This is a genomic window from uncultured Fibrobacter sp., from assembly GCF_947305105.1.
GTDB lineage: Bacteria > Fibrobacterota > Fibrobacteria > Fibrobacterales > Fibrobacteraceae > Fibrobacter.
This window is the reverse complement of sequence record NZ_CAMZCS010000015.1, coordinates 16,048-32,895: the sequence shown is the minus strand read 5'-3', so window position 1 is coordinate 32,895 and position 16,848 is coordinate 16,048. Positions and strand designations below refer to the sequence as shown.

Sequence of the window (16,848 nt, the reverse complement as noted above, 5' to 3'; positions counted from 1 at the left end):
AATCACCAACCACTAACCACTAATTTACAGCTTCACGCCGTTCTTGGAGATGAACTTCTTGATCTTCTTGTCGCCGATCCAGACCTTGCGGTGGCTCTGGATGTCGGTGAGTTCGAGGTCAACCTGGTAGTACACCACCTGATCGCCGCCTTCCTGGTCGACGATGGAGGTGATGGTGCCCGTGAGCATGAGGTCGGCGCCGATTTCCTGGCCGGCCTGCTTTTGGGTATCGGCCGTGGCGTTGCCGGCCTGGCTGGCAAGTTCGTTGCGGAGTTCGGCACGTTCCTGAGCGTTAGCGACGAAGTCAACACGGCCGGAATTGATGAGCGTGCGTTCCATGTCCTTGATGAAGGTTTCGATGTTGATGTGCTCGTGGCTCTTGTTCGAGACCTTGCCGATGACGACAGTCGGGACTACACCGCCCTTGTTTTGGATCATGTTGTCGTACCAGGGACGGCCCAGGCAGTCGTTGATCATTTCCTCGGCGACGAGGCGGGAGTCGGTGTCGTTCCAGGCCCCGGAGAGGTCCGTCACGGAGTTCGTGTCGATACGGGTGACCTTCTTGCCGCTGTCGCTACAGCCGATAAAGAGGGCGAGAGATGCGAACAGGCAGACTTTGAACAATTTGGACATGTTTTTCTCCTGGTTAAGTTTTACAGGTTTAAATATAAAAAAGAGCCCCGAAGGGGGGCTCCTGTAATTCCGTTTTTTGCCGAAAGGCGATGAAATTACTTCTTCTTCTTGCCGCCGGCAGTGGCGTCAAGTTCGATTTCGATAGTTTCTTCACCCTTGACGGTCACGAGGGTTTCGGCAGACTTGCGGTTGCTGCATTCTGCGCGGACCACGTGGTCACCGGCATCGAGGTTGTGGATGGTAAGCGGAGCACCATCGGTCTTGTCGGAGTTTTCACCGTCGACGAAGATGAGGCACTTGCCCGGCTTGGTCGTCACCTTGATATGGCCCTTAGGAATCTTGGTACCATAGTCGAAGGTGTTGCGCTTGTCGTTGCCCGGCCAAACGTTCACGCGCTGGTTCACGAGCTCGTAACCCTGGTCAATCACGACGAGAGTCTGGCGGCCCGACTTGACGGCGCGGTTCTCGATGGGGCTGTTGCCCAGGAGTTCGCCACCCAAGTAAACTTCGCTGTTAGGCGGGTTGGTGATGATGGTGATGGTAGCGGCCTTGCCACGAGGAGGTGGATCTTCGTCGGCGACGGCTGCGGTTACAAGGAAAGCCACCATAAGGGCAAAAATGTACAGTTTCTTCATGGATTGCTCCTGTTTGTTTGTTCTTAAAATACAAAGTTTTCTACGAATTTATAATTTTTTTTTGCAAAAGTTTGGTAACTAAAGGAAAAAAGGGGGGGGTAGCAGTGAGCTATGAGCGGTGAGCAGTGAGGTGTGATGTATAATTTTTGTTTTACTACTCATCGCTGACTGCTCAGAGGGGCTTTAGCCCCGACCTCGCATCTCATAGCCCCTAGATTCTCTGACGGAGATTGCTTCAGGGCTTCGCCCTTCGCAATGACAAATCCCTAACCACCAACCACTAATCACTGTCTACTTCCTACTCACCTCACCCCTAATTACTATCTTCCTTATCATGAAGGCCCTTTACCAAAAAATCCGCGCATTAAACGGAAAAAATTACGGTTTATACAAGTCCCTTGCCGAAAAATCGTGGGATTTTGGCGACTTTGTACTGGAATTCCTGCATGTGCAAGGCGACCCGTTTGCTCCTGCCTCCAGGGTGCTGCTGAAGATAAGTTTGCAAAAACTCGGGTATGCCCCCGTTTGGGGGAACAGTTTTGAACGGCGCCTTGCGCTTTCGGATTTTTTGTTACGCCGCCTGAGTGCGGTTGTGCAAGAGCATTTCCCCGAGAAAAATGCCCCCGTGGCCATCGAGAATCCGGGACCCGAGATGCTGGTGCGGAACTCCCTGTGGGTCGATAACGGCGATTTGCGCGTCTGCTTGCAGGTGCGCTTGCCCGGCGAGGGTCGCAAGATAGAATCGGAGGCTGCGGCCGAAATTTTGACGATGGTGCTGCCCGACCTCGTGTCGGCGAGCCTGTACAACGATTCGTCGCGGGCGGCACAACTGGAAGCGCATTACGGAGTGCTCGCCGATCGCGTCGAGATCCTTGCGGAACTCGACAAACGCGGCCTTTGTGCATTTGTGCCCGACGGGGCGGTTCTGCCGCGGGCTTCGGGCCTGAGCGAGGCCCCGCTCAAGGACGCGGTGCCGTTCGTGGCGCCGCCGGAAATGGCGGTGACACTTGAAATTTGTGGCCGCGAAATTCGCGGCATGGGCATTCCCAGGGGAGTCACCGTCATTACGGGCGGCGCCTTCCACGGAAAGTCGACGCTGCTGCAAGCGCTCACGCGCTCGGTGTTCCCGCATGTGCCGGGTGACGGCCGCGAGGGAATCGTCGTGGACGAGACCGCCCTGCGCGTCGGCGTCGAGGACGGGCGCAGTGTGCGCGCTACCGACCTCTCGATATTCGTGCGCGACCTTCCGGGTGGCGTGAGCACCAAGGACTTTACCACGCTCTCGGCCTCGGGCTCCACGAGCGAGGCTGCGAACCTGCTCGAAGCCATCGAGGCGGGCTCGCGGACGTTCCTCATCGACGAGGATTCCTCGGCGGTGAACTTCCTCATCCGCGACATCCGCGTCCGCAAACTCCTGGGCGATGACCGCGAACCCCTGATACCGCTGACCGACCGCATCCGCGCCATTGCGCAGGCGGGTTACAGCTTTATCCTGGTGGCGGGCGCCTGCGGCGACTATCTCGACCTCGCGGACAACATCGTCGTCATGGCGAACTACAAGGCCGAATGCGCAAAGTTCACTGAGCTTGCCGAAGTGAACGCAACAGGCAAGTCCGCTTCGGCAAATAAGTTCGCTGAGCCCGCCGAAGCGAACGCAACAGCCAAGTCCGCTTCGGCAAGCTCAGTGGACTTGCCTGCGCCCCGCGCCTTCGCCGACTACATGCAGCCCCTGCAAAAATCCGTGCGCCCCGCCTCTGCCGTGGAGCGCCAGGTCAAGGTGAAGCTTGCCGGAGATTCCCTGCTGCAAATCGGCTTCCTCGTCTCGGACACTTCGCGCCTCAACACGCTGGTGGACAAGTCGCAGCGCCTGGGTGCCGGCTTTTTGCTCTTGAACCTGTTGCAGAACGCGGCGAGCAATGCCGACAGCATGGCAAGCGATTCGGTTTCGGATGCTGCAAGCAAGTTGTGCGAAAGCATCCGCAACGTCGGGTTCCGCAACTTGCCGCAGGGCCTGAGTCGCGAAATGAGCCTGCCGCGTGAAGTGGACATCGCCTGCGTTGCCTTCCGCCTCCGCGAAGGGCGGTAAAAATACCTTTAGAAGAAATCTAAATTTTAGAATAAATTCATTTTACCCCTTAAGGGCATTTTCCGTTTATTCTAATTTGCTGCTTTCTTTTTTCCGTTTCCTGATAATTTCCAGCTGTTCTTCAGTACAGAAACCGGAGATGTAAATGGGCTCTTTTCCTGATATGGTTTGTTTTGATGAATCAGTATTGAGATAGTAATTCCACAAAACATATTGCTGCGTGTTGAACATTCTCTTTACAAATGCAGAATCCTTAGAAAAATAATGAAAAGACATGGATTCAAGGTTAATGGGAATTTGTTTTGTAATTGTTTTTTCTCCAAGATTCGTAATGCCGTCAGACAGATATATGTACGGACTTAATACAGAATCGGCATTTTGTACTTTGGCAACAACTGACTCACCAATTTTATGACCGCTATAGGTAATGGAATCTGTCATTTTTTTTGTTAATGCATAGCAGGAAAGAGTAATGTTGCTTTTTTGTGGGGTACTAAAGTGTTTACAAGTCATTTTAATCCATTAATCGTATTGCATTTAGTTGCTACTTTCTTTTTTCCGTTTCCTGATAATTTCCAACTGTTCTTCGGTGCAGAAACCGGAGATGTAGAATCTTGCGGAGCCGGAAGCGTTTAACCGAACATAACTTGAATCATAATCGACATTCCATCTTATATTAAAGTAGTGTCCAAATAGGCTGTCTGTTTCAAGTTCATATTTTTTTGAGAACCATAAAATTTTTTCATAAGATTCATAAACCATTTTCTCTGAATAATAGCTCGGCATACACCTTGCCGGTTTTGCCTTGTCAAATAGCGAATTCACAATCATCGATATAGGACCTGAAAAGAAGTAATCATAATCCGGAAGTATGGAATGACGATAATCATACGAGCATTGGGAATACGAAAACAAATACGGTTTATTCGACTTATACTTCTCCAAAACCCAATAATCCGTTTTGTCATCGTCCTCTGTGAAGCAATATTCACCAAACACATCTTCTGAGGAAGAAATGTTTCTTTTATCGGGTTCTTCAATATTTTGAAATTCTGAACATTCTCCAGTAATTACCGCTGTAAAATTGGCAGACAGCTTTATTTTGCTATTATAAAGCTGAGCAAGCCATTGGCCTTTAATCTTTTTCCCATAATAATTTTTCAACGACTCTTTCGCATTTTCCAAGAAATAACCCAAATAGGAATTTCCTTTTACCAACTCTGTCTTTAATGGCTCGACTTTCCGCTTTTTTGGGAAATTCGCTGAAAAACAGAAATGTCCACCCTTTCGCATGAACAACTCGAAATCATCTTCTTTTGTGGATTGCGGAGCCTCAAGAAGATAATTGTATTCCCAAGAAGTGCAACCTCCATCAAGTGAATCTGGAATGTTCCATTTTTTATTTTTTGGAATTTCAATATTTTTCGTTAAAACAAGTTCATACTTGTTAACATCCAGAATATTTGCGCAAAATTCCGCGATAGACGGATCTCTTTTGTTTTCTGAAGGGAATGCAATCCCATAATATAAAAACAAAGAAATTCCAAAATATTTTAAGCAATAGTTAATCAAAATAAGACGTATAGCCTTTTCATGGGACTGTTTATAAGAATATAAATTGATAGTTTGTATGTCAATAGGATGTATGTAAAAAAGACAATGCTTAACGCTATATTGCAGTCAATTTGGTGCTTGTTCTTGATAAAAAATGACCATTTAAATTCTTTTTTTGTATCTTGTCAATAGAACATCCTGACCAACTGGAGGATTTATCATGCGCAAAAATCTCGGAGTCAAGACTTACCTTTATCCGCAGCCGACGCTCGTCATCGCGACATACAACGAAGACGGCACCCCGAACGCGATGGTGGCCGCCTGGGGCAGCGTCAGCGATACGAACCAGATTGCCATCTACGTGGCCAAGAGTCACAAGACCATGCCGAACATCCTTGCCCGCAAGGCCTTCACCGTGAGCATGGCGACGGCGAAGAACATCAAGGCTATTGATTACCTGGGTGTCACCAGCGGCAACAAGGTCGCGGACAAGTTTGCAAAGTCGGGCCTCACCGCCGTCAAGAGCGAAAACGTGGATGCCCCGCTGATTGCCGAACTCCCGCTCGCGCTGGAATGCAAGATGGTGAGCTACGATGAGGAATCCGAACTTTTGCTCGGCGAAATCGTGAACGTGACTGCCGACGAATCCGTGCTGGACAGCGATGGAAAACTCTCCGTCGAAAAGCTTGCGCCGGTGTGCTACGACACAGCAGGGCACGGCTACTATGTGATGGAACGCCGAGTCGGCAACGCCTTCAGCGACGGCAAGACCTTCTGCCCATAACTCAAGGCTCATAGCTGATACGGAGTATCTTATGAAAAAAATTTCTCTTGTCTGTATATTCTCGACATTGTTCTTTTTTGCTGCCTGCGCCGACAGCAGTTCCAGCAGCGTCTCGACTGATGTGAACGCAGGGAATACGCCGGCATCGAGCGAGACGGCTTTGTCAAGTGACGCCGTATCGTCTGCGGGTACGGTCGACCCGTCTTCTGCGGCTCCCGAAAGCTCTGCAGTGCTTGAATCCAGCAGTTCCACCACAGCAGCAGCTCCCGCCGACACCGTATGGAACAAGGCTTACCTGACCTGGTACATTTCTTGGCCGGACCCCGGCAGCGAGGAGTGCGTCAAGTACAACGGTTGCGAATGGGCGGGTTACTTTGCGGGCATCGAGGGCCAGCAAACCGAGCAATGGGTCAGCGAGCACAACATCATCTCCATCCACGAGAAAGATTGGGACAAGTACAACGGGAAAACGTTCAGACTGCGCCAGAACGGCCATACCATCGACGCCGTTGTTTACGACAAGTGCGCCGACAGCGACTGCGACGGATGCTGCACGCAGAACGCGGGCCAGCTCGACTTCCTCATCGACATCGAAAGCTATACTTGCGAGAAGTTCTCCGGGTCCAAGGAAGGTTGCGACGGCATCGTGGAATGGACCTGCCTTAACTGCGAGTAGTTTTGTAGCGCCATGGAAGTCCGCGTCCTTATAGACAACATCGAAGGCTATTGTTGCTCCCGCAAACTCTTCGGCGAGTGGGGGCTTTCCGTATATGTGGAATTTGAGGGCAAGCACTATCTTTTAGATACCGGCGCGTCTCACCTGTTTGCAAAAAATGCCGGCGTTATGGGGGTGGACCTCTCGAAGGTGGATGTCGGCATCTTGAGCCACGCCCATTACGACCACGCGAACGGACTTGCCAAATTTTTTTCGCTTAACAAGACGGCGCCTTTTTACTTGCGCAAAGGAGCCGCCGAGAACTGCTACCATGCACATAAACTGTTCGGGCGCCTGACCTACCACGAGTACATCGGAATCCATAAAGGATGGCTCAAACGCTTTGCCGACCGCATCCGTTATGCCGAAGGCGACATGCAGATAGCACCGAATGTTTACCTGGTACCGCACAAAGATAACGTCATGAATCCGGAAAGCCGCGCCGGCATCGGGCTTGCGGCAGGCCTCTCCGTCAAGGAAAACGGCATGTACCGCTACGACAGTTTTGACCACGAGCAGAGCCTGGTCTTCGACACGCCGCAGGGACTCTTCATTATGAACAGCTGCAGCCATGCCGGTGCAGATAACATTGTGAAAGAAATCGAGATGACATTCCCTGACAAGCGAATTTACGCCATTTTGGGCGGTTTTCACCTGTTTCGCTATAAAGATGCGGAAGTGCGCGCCTTCGCAGAAAGGCTGCGCGAACTGGATGTGCAGAGGATTTACACCGGGCATTGTACCGGTGACCGCGCCTACGCAATATTGCGCGAAATCTTGGGCGAGCGCGTGCAGCAACTGCGCTGCGGCATGATTTTATAAAAAATTTTGTTTACGTTGTACTTTCCCCTTCTTTGGGCATTATATTTATTTGTAATAACTATCGAATAAAATCGATGGCAAAATGGCGGTATGGCTAAGGAGTATAAAATGAAAAGGGTAATCTTTTTCGTATTTCCTATTGCGCTGGCGACAGCATTCACTACGGCATCAGCATTTACGCTGACCGGAACCGTAAACGACGAAGCCGGAGGCCCTATTTCGGGCGCACTCGTCAAACTTCTCGCCAAGGGCGACTCCACCTCTACAGACCAAGACGGCAAATTCACGATAAAAAGTGAAGATCAGCTGGCCCTGCATTCTGGCGGTTTCGTGCCCGGCCATATCGACATTGTCGATGGCGTGCTCCGCTTTTCGCAGAGCAGCAACGCTCCCGTGCAGGTGAGTATTTTCGACATGGTGGGCAACCTTGTCCTCCGCCAAGATTTGCTCGGTTCGGGCCAGGTGGACTTGAGGCAGGGCGTGACAGCCCGAGGTACATACTTCGCGAAAGTCCGCGTAGGGAACGCCGTCGAGACGGTCCGCTTTACCGTGAACGGCTCTCGCATTAGTTCCGCCACCTATCAGGGACGCGGCCACAAGGCCCTTTTGAAACCCGGTGAAGGGGACACACTCAGTGTTGTCGCTTCCGGATTCGCCCCTCTCAAAGTTGCCCTGCCCAACCTCGACACCGCATTGAGCCTCACGCTCAAAAAAGCGGCTTCTACAGAACCTGGCGAGCAGACATACGCCTTCGGCTACGCGATGGGCAATGCGCCCACGCCTAGCAAGGGCTGCGGCAAGGACAATACGCTCAAGGACAACTTCACGTTCACCAGCGAGGGCATCGATCACGAAATTTACCTCACCATGCCCGAAAATTACGACAAGAACAAGCCCTACCGCCTCGTGTTCGGCATGCACTACATGGGCGGTTCCGCCGAGGCAGTGGCAAAGAGGGAAGCCTACTACGGACTCCGAAACCAGTCAGGCGCCAAGGAGAACACCATCTTCGTGGCTCCGCACGGCTACACGACCGAAACAGATAGATCTGGGAAAGAAAAAAGCAATCCTTGGCGTTGCGGCGACGACAAGGACCACGTCTTCTTCGATGAATTCCTTACCTACCTGAACGAGAACCTCTGCGTGGATACTTCGCGCGTGTTCTCCGTCGGGTTCAGTTTCGGCGCCATGTTCAGCAATGCGCTTGCGCAGGATTTCCAGCACCGCCTGCGCGGCGTGGTGGTCTTCTCGACCATGGACATGGTGATTTACATCCCCAAGAACAAGGGACTCCCCATCGCATGGATGGGAACCGTCGGCATGAGCGACGAACTTTGTACGCCAGAGCTCGGGCGCAGTTCCCGCGACAGGATCCTGAAGAACAACGGAATACCTGACGCCGAAGGGAACTTCACCGACGCCAGGGGCGAAAAGGCGGAGGAATACTCCGGTGGCAAGCACGTGTGTTACGACTACAAGACCGTTGATCCGCGCTTCCCCGTGAAGTGGTGCACATTCGACGGCGGTCACTCATACAACCCCCGCGACGACGACGGCAAGGTGTGGACAACACCCACCGCCTGGGAATTCATCACGCAGTTCTAAGCGAAGGATCCAGAGCAGGATAAATAAGCGTCAGGAAAAATTCTCCTGGCGCCTTTTTGTTATCTATGGCGATAGAAAATGAGCGAGATTTCGTACAGCAAAAAGAACGACCATATTGAATGCGTGCGTTACAAGGATTGGCGCAAGTCGTACCCGCCGCACACGCATACCGGGCACATGACTGTGGGCTATATTGAAGAGGGCCGCGTTTGCATTGTGCTGAACGGCGAGGCGAAAATTTATGGCGCCGGGGAACAGTTCCAGATTCCGCCGAATACGTTGCACGAAATCAAGACCGTAGATGATGAATGCTATTCGATGGTGGTGCTGTGTATCGCCTTGGAGTCCAACGAGATTGTTGCCGAGGGCTGCGCGCGAGATTATGAAAGTACCGTCGCGCGGTTAGATGAACTGCAAAAAAGCATTCTCGAAAATCCCGAGAACATTTATTTGATAGAGCAAATGGCGCATGACGCGTGTATCAGCCCGTTTCACATGATACGCGAATTCAAGAAGGCCTTCGGACTCACGCCGCACCAGTTCCAGATGCAGTGCAAAGTCCGCAAGGCGCAAAGATTGCTCGAAGAAAGGCCCGCGGCCGAGGTGACGTATGACGCCGGATTTTACGACCAAAGCCACATGGATCGTTGCTTTAAAAAAGTTGTCGGCCTTTCTCCGAAGGAATATAAACGTGCCGTGAAGACGGATGACTAATACGTCATTGCGAGGCCGTAGGGGCGACGCAATCTCCTAGCACAGGGCCGGCATGAACTTCGCGAACAGATAAAGCCCTTGATCGCCTGCATCAACCTGGTGCGGGACCTTCGCCGGCATAATCGAGATGACTCCCGGAGTGTATTCGAGCTTGGCGCCGTCATTGATGCAAGTGCCGCTGCCTGCGATAACCTCATGCGTTTCGAGCTGGGTTTCGTGAATGTGCGTTTTGATGCTCTTGTTCGGCGCAATTCTCACCAAGTGATAGCTGAACATGCCGCCGGTTTCTTTCGCGGTGATGATATGCTTGAGTTCTACGCCCTCGAAAGTCGGGTGCTTGGACCAGGCGATGTCCTTAAAAGCGATTGTTTTGCCCGGGAGCTTGAGCTCGCCTTCGTTGAATTTTTCGAAAATATCGTTGCCGAGGATAGCTTTTTCCATGATTTTACTCCTATGTTAGTGTTTCGTTCGCGACTTTTGCAAACCGTGTCGCGATTATGCCCGAAATCTATACGAAGGGGTATATGGAAAAATTGGACAAAATTGCGGAAACTTTCCAATAGCCGTTTTTGTCGGCACCAACAGAACAATCCCTTTGACTTGAGCTCGCCGCGGTCCATCGCCTCGAAGACTTCGTCTAGTTTGCGGTCGTGGTCGACAAGCTTGGCTCTTTGGTCTAAAACCTCTGTTTCTATGTTGGAAAGACGGTGAACCAGCCCTCCGTTTTGCATCAGATAGTGTCGCATCTCGACGAAAGCGTCCATGATTTGGAGCGAAACCCGAATTGCAGTCTCACTGCGCAAAACGGAGGCTAGCATGGCGACGCCCTGCTCGGTAAACGCAAAGGGCATTTTTTTGATGTGGAGGCCGCGTTTATTGCCGCTTTCGTTTAAAGTCACAAGTTGTGACTTTAGAGATTTTGGCAATTCATTTTTGTTCAATTGAAAGCAATTTCTTTCAGGAAAACGTTCTTGATTTCGCTTAACCGCTTGGTTCAGTGCCTTTGTTTCCACTCCGTAGAGTGTTGCCAGATCGCGGTCGAGCAGGACTTGCTTGCCGCGGATGACCTGGATCAGCTTGCCGACACTTGACTCTGCAAGCGGATGGATTGTTGCGCTTTCGGCGGATTTGGCATCGGTGACGACGCCATTGGCAGTGCTGTACATTCTGTGCTCCTTCCTGCGTACATGCGAATGGGGCTTAACAGACGGGGACGCAGAATATTTTGTTAAAGGTTCTACTTAAAACTACACTTTTGTGCACTATTTGTCAAGAGAGGGAATTGGATTTTTTTTGAAGGGGTAATAATCGCAAAAAAATACCAATGGAATAATTCTTGTGACACGAAATTAGGGTATATTTCACTTGTATGTCATTTAAATTAATTTCGCCGAAAAGGTCCGTCAATTCCGCGTTCCTCAAGTTGCCTGTTTCTGTCGAAAAGATGGAGGATTTCAAGCTTTCGCTCAAGAATCTTTATAGCAAGCGGAATCCGGTACAGGACGAAGAATACCACAAGGGCGAAATCTGGAACTTTTTACGCAAGATTTTTGAACCTGATTATTCGGTGCAGGTCAACCGCCCGATAGACCTTGCGATTTTTAACGGCAATACGGCAAGTGCAAAGCCGGCAGTGATTATCGAAGCGAAGTCGCCGACGAATGCGGCCGAAATGTTTTCGGCGGAGCATCCGAACGTAAAATCGTTGCAGGAACTCGTCTATTACTTTATGCTGGAATACGTGCATTCGGGCAATCACGAAATCAAGTGGCTCGCCATCACAAATTTTGACGAATGGTATTTCTTCGACGTTAAGGACTTTATCCGCTATTTTGGGAACAAGTCAAAACCGATATACGATCAGTTCCTAAAATTCAAGGCGAATCAGATGAGCGGCAACAAGACATCTGACTTCTACAACGAAATCGCGAAACCCGCCATCGACGATTTCCTCGCCTCCTGCGACATCAACGTTGTGCATTTTAATTTAGACGTCATTGCGAGGAGCGCAAGCGACGAAGCAATCCATTTCACATCTCACATTTCGCACTCCACACCGCTCCTCCCTCTCTACAAATTTCTCTCCCCAGAGACTCTCCTCGCGAAGCCTTTCGCAAACGACAGCAACAGTCTCGACCGCAATTTTTATGCGGAACTCTTGCACATCATTGGCCTCGAAGAAGTGAAAGAAGACAAAGGCGGCAAGAAAGTCATTCAACGCAAGAAACCCGCAAATCGCGACAAGGCGAGCCTCCTCGAAAGTGCCATCTACCAGCTCGAAGACGATTTCCCGAACAAGGAAGAATGCGAGGCAATGGCACTCCGTCTCTGCATCACATGGGTGAACCGCCTGCTGTTCCTGAAACTTGTCGAATCGCAAATCCTCATGTATCAAAAGGGCGATGCATCGTATCGGTTCATGAGTACAGACAAAATAGCGAACTTCGACGAACTGAACATTTTCTTTTTCAAGGTGCTCGGCAAGAAAATCGAGGACCGCGACGAAGACATACTCAAACGTTACCCGAATGTCCCTTACCTGAATAGTTCGCTGTTCGAACCGACCGAAGACGAAAAGCACCTGAAAATCCGCGGCATTCCCGATGCCCAGATGGAAATTTTCAACAAGACCGTTTTGAAGGACGAACGCGGCAAACGCGCAAAAGGCACGCTCCCGAATCTGGATTACATCTTCAAGTTCCTCGATGCGTACAACTTTGCAAGCGATGCCCAAGGCGGCGTGACCTCTACGAGCAAGACGCTCATCAACGCGTCGGTTCTCGGACTCATCTTTGAAAAAATCAACGGCTACAAAGACGGCAGTTTCTTTACGCCGGGGTTCATCACCGACTACATGGCTCGCGAAGTTTTGGAACGCTCGGTGGTCCAAAAGTTCAACGAAGAAAAAGGCTGGAACTGCAAGAATCTTGAGAACGTTGCAGACAAGATAGCGGATATGGATAGTGAGAACAGGGTTGCCGAAGCGAACCGAATTTTTGACTCCATCCGTGTCGCGGATGTCGCTGTTGGTTCGGGGCATTTCCTTGTCTCTGCATTGAATCGTCTGCTTGCCGTCAAGTCTGAACTGAACATTTTGTGCGATGTAAATGGTAAACGTATTCGCCGCACCGATTTGGTGCTGAAAGTCGATAATGATGAACTCTCTGTTCTTGATGACGAAGGCGAACCCTTTGAATACCGCCCCGGAAACCCGGAACGCCAGCGCATTCAAGAGGCTCTTTTCAACGAGAAACGCCGCATTATCGAGAATTGCCTTTTCGGTGTGGATATCAACCCGAATTCTGTAAACATCTGCCGTTTGCGTCTGTGGATTGAATTGTTGAAGAACGCCTACTACACCGAAAAAAGTGGCTACAAGCAACTTGAAACACTCCCGAATATTGACATCAATATCAAAGTCGGCGATTCGTTGCTATCGCAGTATCCGGTGCATAACGGGCATGTGATTGCGGACTACCTGAGTTCAGAAGAAAAGAGCGACCGCAAAAAAGACAGCCTGAAAAACGCCCTTGCCGAGTACAGGCGATGTGTATATGATTACAAGTCGGGCGGTTCGCAGAATTCCAAGGTCATGCTCCGCCAAAAAATTGCGAGCCTCAAGAGCCGTATCGTAGAAAGCGGCTCCCTTGAACTGTTCGAGGAATATGCCAACAAGGCTGACGGAACCATTGACTTTTCGAATTCGCTGGAATGGATGTTCGAGTTCCCGGAAATCCTTGATGACGAAGGCCGCTTCACCGGATTTGACGCTATCATTGGTAACCCGCCGTATGTGCAGCTTCAGAGCATGGGCGAAATGAGCGATGTTTATAGCAAGCGAGATTATAGTTGCTACAACAAGTCGGCAGATTTGTATTGCCTTTTTGTGGAACGCGCCCATAGCCTGTTGAAAAAGAATGGACATTTCTCGTTCATTATGCCGAACAAATGGATGCTTGTGGATTATGGTAAAGAACTGCGACAGTTCATGAGCCAGGTTTCGCTCAAGAAAATCCTCAACTTTGGCGATATCCAGTTCTTTGCGGATGCGACCATCTATGTGTGCATTTTCGTAGCCCAGAAATCTGACGAGAAGGCTCCTGTATTGGCATGTTCGTTGAACAGCAAGAACTATCAGGGCGATTTTGAGAAGGAAATCAACGCGTCATCATTTGAATTCCCTGCGGATAATTTTGGAGCAAGTGAATGGAGTATTCGAAATAAACTCCATGATTCCGTTTTGCAGAAAATGCAAGTTGGAACTCCGCTGAAGGATATGCCGATTACGATTAATTACGGCTTAAAGACTGGTTATAATGACGCTTTCTTTATTGATGGTAAAACAAGAGACGCGTTGATATCTGAAGATGCGAAAAGTGCTGAAATAATAAAGCCGCTATTACGAGGGCGAGATATTGAAGCTTGGAGTACGGAAAAAGAAGATCAATATATTTTGTTCGTTCCTTGGCATTTCCCGTTACATTTGAATCCGAACATTGTCGGGTGTTCCAAAGAGGCTGAATTAGAATTTGAAAAGGAATATCCTGCTGTTTACAAGCATCTGTTGAGTCACAAAGAAAAACTCTCTGCACGAAATAAAGCCGAAACAGGCATTCGTTACGAATGGTATGCTTTACAGCGTTGGGCTGCAGATTATTACAAGGAATTTGCGAAGCCGAAAATTGTTTATCCGAATATGACTTCGGTGTTCCCATTCACCTACGACGAAATCGGCTCCCTCTGCAACGACAAAGCCTTCATCATCACGGAAAACAATAAGGTCCCTGAGCCTGCCGAAGGGCCGAATGCTACGGAAAACGTCATTGCGAACCCCGAAGGGGTGAAGCAATCCATCCTGAAACCCCTCCTCGCAATTCTTAATTCAAACCTCGCCAAACTCTGGATATGGTACAACTGCCCCGAACTCATGGGCGGCACCCGCGAAATCCGCAAAGTCTATTTCGAAAACTTCCGCATCCCCCTCGACAACCCCGAACTCCTTTCGCAACTCGCCACATTGGCCGATGAAATCATCGCTGCAAAGAAGCAAGCCTCGTGTCATCCTGAGCGGAGAGTCAGCGAAGTCGAAGGATCTAGTGATGAATCGCAAGAGAACAAGGTCCCTGAGCTTGCCGAAGGGCCGTCAGCAACAATCCAGAATCGCACCGCTGACCTCGAAAAACAAATCAACACCCTAGTCTATCAACTCTACGATATCACCGATCCCGAAGAAATCGAATCCGTGGAGAAACGGTAATATAAATGGAGAATTTTTATGTTTGGAGCTTATGCGTTAGATTTAGATGAAATAGGTTCTTTAATAGCGGATGAATCTATTGAATCCATTTATGATAATGTAGATAGAGAAAAAATCAATTCTTCTTTAAAAGATATTTTAAAGGCTAATGCAACTTTTTTGAACGGAGATGAATTAATAAAACTTTTTTTTCCATCTAAATGTTGTCCTGTTTTTTTATCTCATTCAGGTTCAGATAAAAGTAGAGTTGAACAGTTTGCGCAATGGTTGAAGAAAAATTTTGAAATAAATTCATTTATTGATTCAGATTTATGGGGGTGCATAACGGATTTACAACGGGAAATTGATCAAGAATGTAAAGAGAATGCGAGTAAGCGATGGTTAGAACAATACATTAAATCACGTTGTTCGGGGACTCCTTTTAATGCAAATAAATATGAAAGTACTACGCATGTTCATATAATGCTATGTCAAGCATTAACACATATGATTGATAGAGCTGAGTGCTTTATATTTCTGGGATCATCTAATTCATATTCAAATCAAAGTGGTAAAAAAGGAACATTTTCTCCATGGATTTTCCATGAATTATCCATGATGGATATAATGCGAAAAAATAAAAATAGAGATTCTATACCAAAACATTTGCAGCTGAATTGTTCTTCAAGGAGGCTCGAATGTGATGAAGGAATGAAAAAAATAAAAGTTTTTTATCCAGTGTCATGTGAGCGACTTGTTCCCTTAGCAAAGAAAAATCTTGAAAATTGGAAGTCATGTTGTTCTGATGTTCATGATAGTTCTTTATTACAACGACTATTTGAACCAGACAATACATATCCCCCAATGAAAAAATGGGAAAAATCATTGAACTGGCTTTATGAAAAATTTCCACCCAAAGGGGATGACTTATGAAACATCAGGTTTTTTACAGTTTCCATTACAAACAAGATTCTCGTCGAGTTGCTCAGATTCGAAATATTGGGGCTATTGAAGGAAATGCTCCTGTATCCGACAATGATTGGGAAGAAGTAAAAAAAGGTGGAGATGATGCAATTTGTCGATGGATTGATTCCAATTTGCAATACCGATCTTGCTTAATTGTTCTTGTTGGAGAACATACTTCAGAAAGACCCTGGGTTGATTACGAAATTCGACAAGCATGGAATAAGGGAATGGGTGTTTTTGGTATATATATTCATCGAATAAAAGACCCTTTGCTTTGTCGGCGAGGTTTTTCTGGGTATTCAAACATGGGTGAAAACCCCTTTGATAAAATATTCTTTAAAGATGGGCGACCGTTGTCGTCTATTGTTCCGTGTTATAGACCAAATCCGTCCGATGCGTATAATGATATAGCGGAACATTTGGAAGAATGGGTTGAACAAGCAGTTAAGGCGAGAGGTTAAAGAATGGCTTTATTTAATATTAATCGCTTTGAAAAAATTGCAAGTGAAAGTCGCGGTAAAATTGTTGAAAGTGTTGCACAAGAATCTGCTAGACTCAATTCTGAGATGTATTGTTTTTCTCAGTTTGATGATTCAAAAAAGTATGATATTTTTCTGTCGCATAGCTATAAGGATCGAGTAGCTGTTGCGGGATTGGTGAAATATTTGAAAAAGCAATATGGTTATGAAATATATGTTGACTGGATTGAAGATAATACATTAGATCGTTCTCGTGTGACAAAAGAAACTGCGAATGTTATTAAAACTCGGATGAAAAACTGCAAATGTCTTTTTTATGTAACTTCCGAAAATGCTCCAAGTTCTAAATGGATGCCGTGGGAATTGGGACTAATGGATGGGTTAAAAGATAGAGTTGCTGTATGCCCTTTAACAAGAGAGGTATATGAAAGTGATGCTTATCGGGGACAAGAATATTTAGGGATATATCCTTATATTTCTGAAACTAAAACAGATAAAGGCCAAAATGCTCTGTGGGTGAATAATGACGAAAGACACTATATAATTTTTGAAGAATGGCTTAAAGGATGTAATCCATATTTACGTTGATAAAAAGCGTATTGTAGCGTCAAAAAAAGGA

At 48.2% G+C, this 16,848-nt stretch carries 18 protein-coding genes; 12 read left to right on the top strand and 6 right to left on the bottom strand.

Annotated elements, in window-relative coordinates; translation table 11 throughout:
• Positions 1-24: 24 nt before the first annotated feature.
• Both Q0Y46_RS08585 and Q0Y46_RS08580 read right to left on the bottom strand, forming a co-directional pair.
• On the bottom strand, positions 25-633 hold the full coding sequence (locus tag Q0Y46_RS08585; protein ID WP_295684552.1) for a penicillin-binding protein activator LpoB: 609 nt from the start codon (positions 631-633) through the stop codon (positions 25-27).
• Positions 634-728: 95 nt separating this feature from the next.
• Positions 729-1,268: a PEGA domain-containing protein gene (locus tag Q0Y46_RS08580; protein ID WP_295684550.1), complete on the bottom strand. Its 540-nt coding sequence runs from the start codon at positions 1,266-1,268 to the stop codon at positions 729-731.
• A 334-nt stretch (positions 1,269-1,602) separates the two neighbouring features.
• On the opposite strand from Q0Y46_RS08580, the gene Q0Y46_RS08575 reads away from it, so the two are divergent.
• The gene (locus Q0Y46_RS08575; RefSeq protein WP_297946657.1) at positions 1,603-3,354 is read left to right on the top strand and encodes an ABC-ATPase domain-containing protein; all 1,752 of its coding nucleotides are present in this window, start codon (positions 1,603-1,605) and stop codon (positions 3,352-3,354) included.
• 66 nt (positions 3,355-3,420) lie between these two features.
• Here Q0Y46_RS08575 and Q0Y46_RS08570 read toward each other — a convergent pair whose 3' ends face one another.
• Together Q0Y46_RS08570 and Q0Y46_RS08565 are read right to left on the bottom strand one after the other, a co-directional pair.
• The gene (locus Q0Y46_RS08570) at positions 3,421-3,795 is read right to left on the bottom strand and encodes a hypothetical protein (protein WP_297946655.1); all 375 of its coding nucleotides are present in this window, start codon (positions 3,793-3,795) and stop codon (positions 3,421-3,423) included.
• Positions 3,796-3,891: 96 nt separating this feature from the next.
• Entirely contained in the window at positions 3,892-4,926 is a 1,035-nt protein-coding gene (locus Q0Y46_RS08565) for a hypothetical protein (RefSeq protein WP_297946653.1), read from the bottom strand.
• A 202-nt stretch (positions 4,927-5,128) separates the two neighbouring features.
• Here Q0Y46_RS08565 and Q0Y46_RS08560 point away from each other — a divergent pair, with 202 nt between their 5' ends.
• The 5 genes from Q0Y46_RS08560 to Q0Y46_RS08540 all read left to right on the top strand — a co-directional run bounded on the left by Q0Y46_RS08560 (position 5,129) and on the right by Q0Y46_RS08540 (position 9,548).
• Positions 5,129-5,692 carry a flavin reductase family protein gene (locus Q0Y46_RS08560; protein WP_295684540.1) on the top strand — a complete coding sequence of 188 codons (564 nt, stop codon included), beginning with the start codon at positions 5,129-5,131 and terminating at the stop codon, positions 5,690-5,692.
• A gap of 31 nt (positions 5,693-5,723) precedes the next feature.
• Entirely contained in the window at positions 5,724-6,368 is a 645-nt protein-coding gene (locus tag Q0Y46_RS08555; RefSeq protein WP_297946651.1) for a hypothetical protein, read from the top strand.
• Positions 6,369-6,380: 12 nt separating this feature from the next.
• On the top strand, positions 6,381-7,229 hold the full coding sequence (locus tag Q0Y46_RS08550) for an MBL fold metallo-hydrolase (RefSeq protein WP_297946649.1): 849 nt from the start codon (positions 6,381-6,383) through the stop codon (positions 7,227-7,229).
• A gap of 108 nt (positions 7,230-7,337) precedes the next feature.
• Positions 7,338-8,834 carry a T9SS type A sorting domain-containing protein gene (locus Q0Y46_RS08545; RefSeq protein WP_297946647.1) on the top strand — a complete coding sequence of 499 codons (1,497 nt, stop codon included), beginning with the start codon at positions 7,338-7,340 and terminating at the stop codon, positions 8,832-8,834.
• A gap of 78 nt (positions 8,835-8,912) precedes the next feature.
• On the top strand, positions 8,913-9,548 hold the full coding sequence (locus Q0Y46_RS08540) for a helix-turn-helix domain-containing protein (protein WP_297946645.1): 636 nt from the start codon (positions 8,913-8,915) through the stop codon (positions 9,546-9,548).
• 36 nt (positions 9,549-9,584) lie between these two features.
• Here the strand turns inward: Q0Y46_RS08540 and Q0Y46_RS08535 are convergent, their stop codons facing one another.
• Together Q0Y46_RS08535 and Q0Y46_RS14930 are read right to left on the bottom strand one after the other, a co-directional pair.
• Positions 9,585-9,977 carry a cupin domain-containing protein gene (locus Q0Y46_RS08535; protein ID WP_366522506.1) on the bottom strand — a complete coding sequence of 131 codons (393 nt, stop codon included), beginning with the start codon at positions 9,975-9,977 and terminating at the stop codon, positions 9,585-9,587.
• On the bottom strand, positions 9,863-10,561 hold the full coding sequence (locus tag Q0Y46_RS14930; RefSeq protein ID WP_366522505.1) for an ORF6N domain-containing protein: 699 nt from the start codon (positions 10,559-10,561) through the stop codon (positions 9,863-9,865). Before Q0Y46_RS14930 ends, Q0Y46_RS08535 begins: the two co-directional genes overlap by 115 nt.
• On the opposite strand from Q0Y46_RS14930, the gene Q0Y46_RS08525 reads away from it, so the two are divergent.
• The 6 genes from Q0Y46_RS08525 to Q0Y46_RS08500 all read left to right on the top strand — a co-directional run bounded on the left by Q0Y46_RS08525 (position 10,490) and on the right by Q0Y46_RS08500 (position 16,817).
• On the top strand, positions 10,490-10,639 hold the full coding sequence (locus Q0Y46_RS08525; RefSeq protein ID WP_297946715.1) for a hypothetical protein: 150 nt from the start codon (positions 10,490-10,492) through the stop codon (positions 10,637-10,639). The genes Q0Y46_RS14930 and Q0Y46_RS08525 overlap by 72 nt on opposite strands.
• A complete protein-coding gene (locus Q0Y46_RS08520; protein ID WP_297946713.1) occupies positions 10,611-10,793 on the top strand; it encodes a hypothetical protein in 183 nt (60 codons plus the stop codon). The genes Q0Y46_RS08525 and Q0Y46_RS08520 overlap by 29 nt, the downstream gene beginning before the upstream one ends.
• Before the next feature lie 124 nt (positions 10,794-10,917).
• Positions 10,918-14,805: an Eco57I restriction-modification methylase domain-containing protein gene (locus Q0Y46_RS08515; protein ID WP_297946641.1), complete on the top strand. Its 3,888-nt coding sequence runs from the start codon at positions 10,918-10,920 to the stop codon at positions 14,803-14,805.
• 18 nt (positions 14,806-14,823) lie between these two features.
• Positions 14,824-15,717: a hypothetical protein gene (locus Q0Y46_RS08510; protein WP_297946639.1), complete on the top strand. Its 894-nt coding sequence runs from the start codon at positions 14,824-14,826 to the stop codon at positions 15,715-15,717.
• Positions 15,714-16,211, top strand: coding sequence for a TIR domain-containing protein (locus tag Q0Y46_RS08505; protein ID WP_297946638.1), 498 nt, complete (start codon positions 15,714-15,716; stop codon positions 16,209-16,211). The genes Q0Y46_RS08510 and Q0Y46_RS08505 overlap by 4 nt, the downstream gene beginning before the upstream one ends.
• 3 nt (positions 16,212-16,214) lie before the next feature.
• Complete coding sequence (locus Q0Y46_RS08500) at positions 16,215-16,817, top strand: TIR domain-containing protein (RefSeq protein ID WP_297946636.1); 603 nt, start codon at positions 16,215-16,217, stop codon at positions 16,815-16,817.
• Positions 16,818-16,848: the final 31 nt, after the last annotated feature.

Bases quoted from the DNA above. Each gene is read 5' to 3' on its own strand.
- Q0Y46_RS08505 (WP_297946638.1), top strand. From the start codon at position 15,714: ATGAAACATCAGGTTTTTTACAGTTTCCATTACAAACAAGATTCTCGT.
- Q0Y46_RS08540 (WP_297946645.1), top strand. From the start codon at position 8,913: ATGAGCGAGATTTCGTACAGCAAAAAGAACGACCATATTGAATGCGTG.
- Q0Y46_RS08555 (WP_297946651.1), top strand. From the start codon at position 5,724: ATGAAAAAAATTTCTCTTGTCTGTATATTCTCGACATTGTTCTTTTTT.
- Q0Y46_RS08560 (WP_295684540.1), top strand. From the start codon at position 5,129: ATGCGCAAAAATCTCGGAGTCAAGACTTACCTTTATCCGCAGCCGACG.
- Q0Y46_RS08545 (WP_297946647.1), top strand. From the start codon at position 7,338: ATGAAAAGGGTAATCTTTTTCGTATTTCCTATTGCGCTGGCGACAGCA.
- Q0Y46_RS08515 (WP_297946641.1), top strand. From the start codon at position 10,918: ATGTCATTTAAATTAATTTCGCCGAAAAGGTCCGTCAATTCCGCGTTC.
- Q0Y46_RS08520 (WP_297946713.1), top strand. From the start codon at position 10,611: ATGACCTGGATCAGCTTGCCGACACTTGACTCTGCAAGCGGATGGATT.
- Q0Y46_RS08585 (WP_295684552.1), bottom strand. From the start codon at position 633: ATGTCCAAATTGTTCAAAGTCTGCCTGTTCGCATCTCTCGCCCTCTTT.
- Q0Y46_RS08500 (WP_297946636.1), top strand. From the start codon at position 16,215: ATGGCTTTATTTAATATTAATCGCTTTGAAAAAATTGCAAGTGAAAGT.
- Q0Y46_RS08510 (WP_297946639.1), top strand. From the start codon at position 14,824: ATGTTTGGAGCTTATGCGTTAGATTTAGATGAAATAGGTTCTTTAATA.
- Q0Y46_RS08550 (WP_297946649.1), top strand. From the start codon at position 6,381: ATGGAAGTCCGCGTCCTTATAGACAACATCGAAGGCTATTGTTGCTCC.
- Q0Y46_RS08570 (WP_297946655.1), bottom strand. From the start codon at position 3,795: ATGACAGATTCCATTACCTATAGCGGTCATAAAATTGGTGAGTCAGTT.
- Q0Y46_RS08575 (WP_297946657.1), top strand. From the start codon at position 1,603: ATGAAGGCCCTTTACCAAAAAATCCGCGCATTAAACGGAAAAAATTAC.
- Q0Y46_RS08580 (WP_295684550.1), bottom strand. From the start codon at position 1,268: ATGAAGAAACTGTACATTTTTGCCCTTATGGTGGCTTTCCTTGTAACC.